9 protein-coding genes are annotated in these 8,891 nt (G+C 70.0%); 1 reads left to right on the forward strand and 8 read right to left on the reverse strand.

Features of this window, described 5'->3' with window-relative positions:
* Window positions 1-534 precede the first annotated feature (534 nt).
* The 8 genes from ACFWP7_RS16745 to ACFWP7_RS16780 form a co-directional block, all read right to left on the reverse strand.
* Window positions 535-1,515, reverse strand: coding sequence for a DNA-3-methyladenine glycosylase family protein (locus ACFWP7_RS16745; protein ID WP_384382090.1), 981 nt, complete (start codon window positions 1,513-1,515; stop codon window positions 535-537).
* A gap of 1 nt (window position 1,516) precedes the next feature.
* Window positions 1,517-2,542 carry a helix-turn-helix transcriptional regulator gene (locus tag ACFWP7_RS16750; RefSeq protein ID WP_384382092.1) on the reverse strand — a complete coding sequence of 342 codons (1,026 nt, stop codon included), beginning with the start codon at window positions 2,540-2,542 and terminating at the stop codon, window positions 1,517-1,519.
* Complete coding sequence (locus tag ACFWP7_RS16755) at window positions 2,542-3,273, reverse strand: SDR family oxidoreductase (protein WP_384382094.1); 732 nt, start codon at window positions 3,271-3,273, stop codon at window positions 2,542-2,544. Before ACFWP7_RS16755 ends, ACFWP7_RS16750 begins: the two co-directional genes overlap by 1 nt.
* Entirely contained in the window at window positions 3,270-3,680 is a 411-nt protein-coding gene (locus tag ACFWP7_RS16760) for a hypothetical protein (RefSeq protein WP_384382096.1), read from the reverse strand. The genes ACFWP7_RS16755 and ACFWP7_RS16760 overlap by 4 nt, the downstream gene beginning before the upstream one ends.
* Window positions 3,681-3,699: 19 nt before the next feature.
* Window positions 3,700-4,704 carry an amino acid--tRNA ligase-related protein gene (locus ACFWP7_RS16765; protein ID WP_384382098.1) on the reverse strand — a complete coding sequence of 335 codons (1,005 nt, stop codon included), beginning with the start codon at window positions 4,702-4,704 and terminating at the stop codon, window positions 3,700-3,702.
* Window positions 4,701-5,657 (reverse strand): LD-carboxypeptidase, encoded by a 957-nt coding sequence (locus ACFWP7_RS16770; RefSeq protein WP_384382100.1) that lies wholly within the window; start codon window positions 5,655-5,657, stop codon window positions 4,701-4,703. The genes ACFWP7_RS16765 and ACFWP7_RS16770 overlap by 4 nt, the downstream gene beginning before the upstream one ends.
* 89 nt (window positions 5,658-5,746) lie before the next feature.
* Window positions 5,747-7,153: a B12-binding domain-containing radical SAM protein gene (locus ACFWP7_RS16775; RefSeq protein WP_384382102.1), complete on the reverse strand. Its 1,407-nt coding sequence runs from the start codon at window positions 7,151-7,153 to the stop codon at window positions 5,747-5,749.
* Window positions 7,150-8,181, reverse strand: a complete 1,032-nt coding sequence (locus ACFWP7_RS16780; RefSeq protein WP_384382104.1) for a radical SAM protein — start codon at window positions 8,179-8,181, stop codon at window positions 7,150-7,152. Before ACFWP7_RS16780 ends, ACFWP7_RS16775 begins: the two co-directional genes overlap by 4 nt.
* Window positions 8,182-8,375: 194 nt before the next feature.
* On the opposite strand from ACFWP7_RS16780, the gene ACFWP7_RS16785 reads away from it, so the two are divergent.
* The coding region (locus ACFWP7_RS16785) for an SDR family NAD(P)-dependent oxidoreductase (RefSeq protein WP_384382303.1) at window positions 8,376-8,891 on the forward strand (516 nt) is incomplete at its 3' end.

The raw sequence follows: 8,891 nt of genomic DNA on the forward strand, positions 1-8,891 counted from the left end.
TCCGCACTGCCGGGACAGGCCGGCCGACGAGCAGAATCCTGGAGGATGCCGCCCGGCAGCCACCGTCGTGGGTGGCGGGCGGCACCGACGAAGGGGCGTGGCGGCTGGCCGCTGCATGGGTGGGCTCGCTCATGCTGTCCACCTCGTATCCGGTCGTGCTGAGCGGTGGGCGACGGCGTCAACCCGCTGTGCGTGGCGGGCGAGAGGAGTAGTCGAGGGCCGCCGCTGTTCGAATCCGAGAGGCTGATGCGCAAGGGCGAGTACGGGGTTCATGGAGTCCTCCATCTGGGGGCGTGAGGGGTACTGGTGCTCTAAGAACGCCCCCGTGGGGGGTCCGTAACGGCTTGGTCGGGGGCAGATCGTGAACGAATGTTCTATTGGTCGGTGGTGGGCGCCGGGGTGGCGCCCGGGGGTGGCGGAGATGCACTCGAACGCGGCGTGTCACCCGTTCGTGGACTTGTCCTCGCGGCCGTGGACGCATGGCTGTGACGGCAGCGTCGGATGGGGCGCTGCCGGGTCGGTGGTGGGGTCAGGTCAGGGGACGGGGTGTTCCAGAGCCTCGTTCCAGGCGTCGATGCCGTCTGGGTCGAGGAGTGGCGCAACAGGGGCGTTGAGGTACTCGTGCTCGACGAAGTACAGGCCGGCGGTTCCGGCGTGGCCGGGGAAGAGCTTGTTCAGGCGGCGGGTGACGGCTTCCGGTGCGGCGTCTTCGGCGTCGAGGAGCCGACGGGCGAGGATCTTGCGGTTCCACACGTCCAGGCCGAAGGAGTCGGTGTTCCGGGACGCGTGGGAGGCCATGATCGCGGCGGTGTAGGGGCCGACGCCCTTGATCTGCTGGAAGGTCTGCACGAGGTCGCCGGCGCTCTGGAGTTCCTCTGTGGTGTGATCACTGAAGAAGGCGGCGAAGTCGGGCAGGGTCTTGGCGCGGTAGCCGAGGCGGTCCTGCTCCTTGAAGGTCTCGGCGGAGACGTGCGCCAGTTCCTCGGGCGTGAACCAGGCCCGGAGCGTGATGCCGTCGAAGTGGACGAGCTGGCCGTGGTGGGTGAGGAGGTTGCGGGTCATCTGGGTGGTGCGGGCGATGGTGACGTTCTGCAGGAGCAGGGCGACCACCGCGATCTCGAAGTGGTCTTCGGGGCAGCTCTGCCGCATGCCGGACAGCGCGCGGAGTGGCTCGCGGATCTGCGGTACGGCGGCGGCGAGTTCGGTGAACTGGCTGAGGTCCTCGTCCAGTCCGTAGGAGGCGGTCAGTCGGCGTGCCAGGTGCTCGCGGTGAGCGGGCTTATAGTCGCCGTCGGTGTAGATGTCGGCGATGACGAGCCGGTCTTCGGCGTGCAGGCGTACGCCGGTGACGAGGTCGCCGGCCCGGAAAGTACGCCAGGAGCGGGTTGCGGTGTGCGCCTCGAGCCCGGTGGCGTAATGGGACGGCTTCCAGAAGGTGTGGAGGAAGTCGAAGGGGCCGTCTCCGGTGACGGGCAGTTCGAGAGTGTCGGCGTGGTCGAGGTGGCGGGGGGTCACGTCATGCTCCTGGGTGGCGGCCGTGGGTGGATCTCAGGCGGGAGTCGTCGTCGGGCAGTCCGTCCGGCGGCGCCGGGCCCGGGGGCGCGGCGGTGTCGTAGACGGCCAGGGTGCGGCGCAGCTGGCCGGCTATCGCCGTGCGCAGCTCTTCCGGTTCGGTGACGATGACGTCCGGGCCGTAGCTGCTGACCAGGGGAATCAGCCACTCCCACCGGTCGACGAACAGCACGATCGTCAGGGACCCGTCGTCGTGTTCGTGGACCTGGGAGGTGGACTTCAGGCTCAGGCGCAGCATCTCGTCGCGTGCCGCGGCCGTGACGTTCAGGACGACGCGTACCTCGCCCTTGCCGTAGTCCTCCATGGCCTGGGCCCACCAGTCGCGGACGGAGAAGGACTCGGGGTAGGCGAAGGTCAGGTCGGTGGGCACCAGCCGGTCGACCAGGTTGAGGCGGTACCGGGCGGGGCCGCCGGTGGCGCGGGCGGCGACCATGTGCCACTCGCCGGCCTTCCACACCACGCCGTAGGGCTTGAGGAGAGCGGTCTCCTGGCTGCCGGTCTTCGTGCGCCAGGTGGCTTCGACGGCGGTCGCGGCGAGCATGGCGGTGCGCAGGATCGGAAGGTGCCCGGAGCCTTCATCGCGCCAGTACCAGTCGGCGGTGTCGAAGTGGATGCGCCGGGCCAGGCGCCGGATGACCTCTTGGACGGTGTCGCTGATGCCGACCGCGCGGGCGCGGTCCTCGGTTGCGGCGGCGCCGGGGTCGAGGAATCCCAGGACGTACAGCCGCAGGGCGTGGTCGGAGTCGATGGTCAGCGGGTCGAGGGCGGTGTCGGGGGAGAGCCGGTATCCGCCGACCTTCCCGGGCTGGGCCTGGATGGGGATGCCGTGAGCGGTGAGGGTGGTGATGTCGCGGTAGATGGTGCGTTCGGTGACGCCGAAGCGGTCGGCCAGCTCGCTGGCGGGCACGTTGGTGCGGCTGCGGAGCATGTGCACGATGCCCAGCTGCCGGGCGCGGACGGCGTCGACCATCAGAGTGCCGCCCCCAGCGGATAGACCTGGCCGGTGGCGTACGACCACTGTTCAGCGGTAGCCAGGTCGATGCAGGTGGCGGCGACCTCGTCCAGGGACAGGGGGCGACCCCACGGCAGTTGCTCGTAGTAGGCGTCAGGGTCGGTGACGCCTTTGAGGGACAGGATCTGCCGGGCGAGGGGCGAGTCGATGAGCGAGGGCGCGAGGAGATTGACCCGGACGCCGTGGTGCAGCTCCTCCTTGGCCAGGGTGGTGACGAGGGAGGCGAGGGCGGCCTTCGCCGCGGTGTACGGGCCGTTGCCGGGACGGGCCGCCTGTCCTGCGTCGGAGCCGACCGCCAGAACGCGGGCGCCGTCGTGCCGGGCCCGGTCGGCGAGGGAGTGCCAGGTGCGGACGAAGCTGACGACGTTGGCCTGGTGGACCGACTCGTACTCGCTGACGTCGGTGTCCGCGACGGTCCGCTTGGTGGAGGGGGCGCCGATGCAGGCGAACACCGCGCGCAGCCGGCCGGGGCAGGAGTCGACAGCATGCCGTAAGGCGGCGGTCGCGGCGTCGTCGGAGGCGTCGAACCGTACCCAGGAGGAGTCCTCGTCCTGGGGAGGGCGGGTGCGGTAGGTGGCCACGACCTGCCAGCCCTCTGTGATCAGGCGGGTGCGGATCGCTGCGCCGAGGGCCCCGCTGGCGCCGGTCACGACGGCCAGCGGGGCGACAGCGGACAGGGGTGCGGTCACCGGGCGTCGGCCTCCGGCTGGGCGGGGGCGTCGGGGTGGTCGGTGTCCCACATCTCGGCGAAGCGCATCTGGTCGTCGGGGATGTCGAACAGGGCGCCGACGGTCCGGGCGTGGGCGATGGCGTCCTCGTTGCCGCGGGGGATGTCGACGACGGTGCGCGGGAAGGCCACGAGCATCCGCGTCTCGTCGATGAGGTGGGCGTAGTACAGCCGGGATTTCAGCGCGGCCGACAGCGCCAGCGCCAGGGCTGCCGCCCGCTCGGCCGGCACGGTCAGCTCGATGATCTCGATGGGGGTGCGCTCGTCGAGTAGGTGCGGGTAGCGGCGGTCCTCCATGCCGGAGAACGCGGAGGGGAGTTCACCGTCGGTGAGGCCTTCCGTGATGACGACGGCGCGCATGCTGGTCACGCGGAACGGGTCCTCTCGGTCAGTGGTAGGGGAAGGTCAGGGCTTCGAACACGGTCCGGCCGGTGCACAGCGCCAGCAGCCGTTCGACGCCCAGGCCGAACGTGAACACGTCGGCGGGGTCGCAGTCGATGTCGGTGAAGAAGTCGACCGGCCCCTGGTCCGCGGGGATGCCGTGGAGCTGTGTGCGCAGGGCGATGTTCGCCTCGACCATCGGCCGGTAGTCGTCGGCGGTGCGCAGTTTGACCCCGCCGTCGCAGATCTCGGTGCCGGCCGCTATCAGGGAGAACCGCTCCGCGCGGCCACTCGCTTCGTTGATGCGGGAGTTGTGCCGCAGCTCCCAGGGGAATCCGTACAGCACGGTGGGCTGGGTGACGGGCTTCTCCACGGCGTGCTTGACGAAGTCCTCCATCACCGCCCAGTCGGTGCCGTCCGCCTCCAGGCCGCGGTCCTTGAGCCAGCCTCGGGCGGCGGCGACCAGCTCCGCACCGGTCGGGGCCTCGGTGACGCCGAGCGCTTCGGCGATCGCGTCGTCGACGGGGCGCGTGCGGATGGTGGTGAAGTCGACCGCGGGGGTGGCCAGGGTGGCGAACGTGGTCTGCACCGTGTGCTGCACCAGGCTGGTGACCAGGCTGATTCCGGTCTGGAGGTCGATGTCGCGGGCGGCGGTCTGCAGCATGGTGAACTCGATCGCGTGGCTGTCGTCGGCCTGCTCGGCGCGGATCGCCTTGGACAGGTCGAAGACGCGGTCGATGCTGACGACGACGCGTCGCAGGTGTTCCTCGGCGGAGTGCCGGAGGTGGAAGGACTGCCCGGTCAGCGGGTTGAGCGTGGCGAACTGCGGGATCGGGGCGCTCTCGCGGTCCTGGCAGAGCACGGGGGTGGCGACCTCCGTGTAGCCGGTCTCGTGCAGCCATCCGCGCATGGCGCGCACCATGTCGGCTTTGGCCAGCAGCAGGGTCCGCTCGGCGGGGTGCTGCTTGAGGAGAGTGCCGTACAGGCGCCGGGTTTCGGGGGCGATGGTCACCGGTCTCCTCCGTCGGACGGGGCGGTCCAGGGGGAGGTGATGGTGAGGGGGTGCTCGGCGGTGGAGTCGAGCAGGACCTCGGCGCCGATGGGCAGGGTGTGCTTGAGGGGTGTGTGTCCGAACGGCAGGCCGATGGCGATGGGGAAGTCGTACTCGGCGCACAGGTCCAGGACCATCTGATGGGCGTCCGTCCCGCCGGAGGACTCACAGCCGAGGAGTTCGCCGACGACCATGCCGGAGATCTGGTCCAGGACGCCGCAGTCCCGGAAATGGGTCAGGGTCTGGTCCAGCTGCTCGATCGGCTTGAACGCGTCCTCCCAGGCGAGGACCGCCCCCTGCCACTGGGGTTCCCACACGGTGCCGAGCAGGCAGCGCAGCGAGGACAGGCATCCGGCGACCAGAGGCCCTTGCGCGGATCCGGTGCGGGCCCACCCCAGCGGGGCGTCGATCCGGGCGGCGTGCGCCTCGCCGGCGAGCACGGCCGCGAAGTGATCGCCGGTCGCTGCCGGGGCATCGGCGGAGCCGAAGTCCCACAGGACAGCGGGCCCGTGGAAGGTCGGCATGCCGGTCCGGGCGGTGATCGCGTTCAGAAGCACCGTCGGGTCGCTCACCCCCACGATCGGCTTCGGGTGGGCGCCGATCAGCATGTAGTCCAGCCCGCGCAGGAGCCGGTTGGCGGTCTTGCCGCCCCCGGCGCACACCACGGCCGCGATGTCGGGGTCGGCGATGAAGGAGTGGAAGTCGTCCAGGAGAGTGGTCTCGCTGCCGGCCCGGTAGCCGTGGGTGTCCCGCGCGTGGGCGGCGGTGACCGGCTCGAACCCGCGGCCGCGCAGAGCGTTAAGCCCGCGTTCGAACTGGTCGGGGTTCTGAGCCGGTTCGGGCGCGGACACGGTGACGATGCCGATGCGGTCGCCCTTGGTGAGCGGGGCGGGCAGAACACGTGCGGTACTCAAGCGAGGTCTCCTCTGGCTGGGGCCGGCCGCCGTGCACCGGATCGCCCGAGGGGTGATGATTCCGGTGCACAGCGTGACGGTAAGGGGTGTCAGCGGGCGGGGGCCAGCCGCATCTGGGTCGCCTCCCGGGCTCGGGCTGCGGTGGCGTCGGTCGTCCAGGGAGTCAGGGAGGTGTAGTAGTCGAAGCCCGACCACTCCTCCAGCGAGGCGGGCGGGACGAAGCCGGCTTCCAGGGCTTGCTCCCACAGCGGGGTGCCCGGGTACGGGGCGAACAGGTGCACCCGCGTCTCGGGCTGCGGGTTGAGCTGCCGCAGCTCCTCGATCAGGGAGTAGGTGTCCTCCATCTCCGCGTCGCTCTCGCCGGGGAACCCGACGATGAACGTGTAGGAGCCGAGGATGCCGTGAGCGGCGATGTCCGCCGCGACGTCGAGAATGCTCGCGCGGGTGATCTCCTTGCGGACCACATCGGCCAGCACGCGCTCGTTGCCCGACTCCACGCCCATCAGCAGCCGCGAGCAGCCGCTCTCCGCGATCCGCTCCAACAGAGGCAGCTTGGCGCGGCGGGCCTTGAGGATGTCGTTGGGGTTGATGCTGGCCGCCCACCGGATGTCCACGCCGCGATCGAGCAGCCCGTCGCAGAAGCCGATGGACCGGCGTAGGTTCACGAACCAGTCCGCGTCGTAGAACTTCACCCCGTTGATGCCGTACGCGGCCTTGAGCGCGACCACGTCGTCCAGGAGGTCCTGGGCGGCCATCGCCGAGTACTTGCGCTGGTAGGTGAGTTCGAAGCAGAACTGGCACTTGTAGACGCAGCCCTGGCTGGAGACGTAGTTGAGCGTGCGGGTGGCCACCGTGGGGTCATTCCGGATGTACTTCGCGACGTCCAGGAGCGTCCAGGGGTAGGCGCCCAGGTTCCCGGTCCGCGGCGGGTTCACCCGTCCGCACATCACGCACCCGCCGTTGTCGATCCGCAGGCCCGGGACCAGCCGGCGCGGCACGCGGCCAAGGAGCGACTTCACGTACTCGAGCATCGAGTTCTGCCCGGGGCCCTGAAGGACGGCGTCGACGAGCGGGTGCGCGGCGGTTTGCTCGGGCTGCACGTTGACGTGCGGCCCGCCGAAGACGACCGGCGGACAGAAGCGGCGCTTCTTGGCGGCCCGCACCATCTCCAGGCCGTGCCCGATCTGCCCGCCGCCGGTCATGATGCTGACCCCGATGCACACCGTCCGCCCGAGGTGCTCGTCCAGCAGCCGCTCCCACGCCGCGGCGTCCTTCTGGTTGCCGTCGAACAGAACCACGTTCACCAGGCCGCTCTCCATGAGCGGCTTGGCGATGGTCAGCAGCGAGAACGGCATCCAGAAGTAGACGTAGTCCTTCTCGTGGTCGATCTTCGGATAGACCAGGATGACCGTCGGCAGGCCCTCCCGCGCTTCGGAGGCCGGGGGCGACGGGACGGTCGTCAGCCCGGAGGGCAGGCCCATGAACACGCCGCTCACCGGTGCGCCTCCAGCAGGTCCTGCGGAGTGGCGTCGCCGGGCCGGAAATAGGCGTCGGCGTACATCTCGAACGCGGCTTCCACCTGGGCGGTCAGCGCCTCCTGGTCGTCCTTCTCCAGCAGCGGAGCGAGGTCGACGAGGACGTCCTCGCGCAGGAGGCAGAACTGCAGCCGGGCGTCGGCGGTCAGGCGCAGCGCCATCAGCGCGTCGTGGCACGGGAAGAGCGGGCAGCCGCGGCACACCGACCCGTACCAGGCGCCGGCGGTGGAGTCCTTGAGGACCACCTTGGTGCCCGAGGGCATGGTGAACACCGTCATGGGGTGGCCGAGGCCGCCCTGCTGCACCGTCTCCTCGTCGATGGCCCGCACGCGCAGGTCGCCCGCGAGCTCCTCCATGGAGACGTAGAGGTCGGGGAGGTTCCGGCTGCGCTTGATCTCCAGGCGCCGGGCGAAGCTCTCGCTGCCCTCGCCGAGGTCCTTGATGATGTCGAGGAGCTTGACGCTCTCGACCCCGGCCTCTTCGCACCACGCGATCAGCGGGTCGATCTCCGCGGCGTTGATCCCGTCCATGACCACGACGTTGACCTTCACGGATACGCCGGTGGCCACGCATGCCTCGATCGCGGCCAGCACCTCAGCGTGGTCGTTCACGCCGCAGATCTCGTGATGCAGTCCCGCGTCCAGGGTGTCCAGGGAGACGTTGAACAGGGTCACCCCGGCCTCAGCGAGCGCAGGCGCGAGCTCGCCGATCCTCGGGTGCCGCGAGATCACCTCGACCTCGCTCATGCCGGCATCCTGGCGCAGCTGGCGCACGACCTCGACGAGCGGCCCGTACAGCGCCGGGTCCCCGCCGGTCAGCTTGATGCTCTCCACCCCCTGAGCCCGGACGGCCTTCGCGACGGCGATCAGATGTTCGGGCGCCAGGTCGGTGCCGGACTCGGTGGCCACGGCCTCCCCCGACGGCCGGCAGTAGTAGCAGCTCCGCTTGCAGCGGGAGTTCACCGTTACCCGGACTTGCGGTTTCCGCATGTCACCACTCCCTCGCACATCGCTGACATTCACGCTCACAGCCTCGTGGTCCCTTCCCCTGGCCAGCAACAACGTTGGACAGAGTCGATGTCAGGGTTTGCTGGACGCTCAACTCCAAACCCTGACACCGCTCTTGGGCCGAGCAGTCCGTGCACCTGCCCGGGGTGTGGCGTTGCCAGATCCCGGCTGTGGCGATGCACGCGCCACAGCGCGCCGACCGGGCGGCGCCCATACGGTCAGTCGCCTGGCGAACAGCGGAAGACAACAGAAAGAGGCTGCCGATACGGGCTGAACTGACGGGCGCCACGGCGCTGGTCACCGGCGCGTCAAGCGGCATCGGGCGGGCAACGGCACACCGGCTGGCGCGCCTGGGGGCGACCGTGGCGCTCCTCGCCCGGCCGAGGCTCTGGAACAGGTCTGCCGTGAGATCCACAGCCCCGGCGGCGAGGCCTTCGCCGTCTGCGCGGATCTCGCCGACGCCGCCGGGACCGAGCTGGATCCGTTCTCGCCTACGGGAGAGCTCCGGAGGCGAGCGACCGACATGCACGAACACCCGTTCGGAGGATGGGAGTTGGGTGATTTCGGCTGCGGGGTGGCCGGTGGCTACGCTGTCGTCGGGGGCGGGCCCCCGCCCCAATAGGGGGGGGGGCCCTCCCACGGTACATACCACCCAAAGTGTGGGGGTGTTTAAAGTTAAACCACCCACACCC

It is taken from the genome of Streptomyces sp. NPDC058470, assembly GCF_042721055.1.
Lineage (GTDB): Bacteria > Actinomycetota > Actinomycetes > Streptomycetales > Streptomycetaceae > Streptomyces.

Excerpts from the sequence above, each read along its gene's own strand:
- ACFWP7_RS16750 (WP_384382092.1), bottom strand. The coding sequence starts at position 2,542 with ATGGTCGACGCCGTCCGCGCCCGGCAGCTGGGCATCGTGCACATGCTC.
- ACFWP7_RS16780 (WP_384382104.1), bottom strand. The coding sequence starts at position 8,181 with ATGCGGAAACCGCAAGTCCGGGTAACGGTGAACTCCCGCTGCAAGCGG.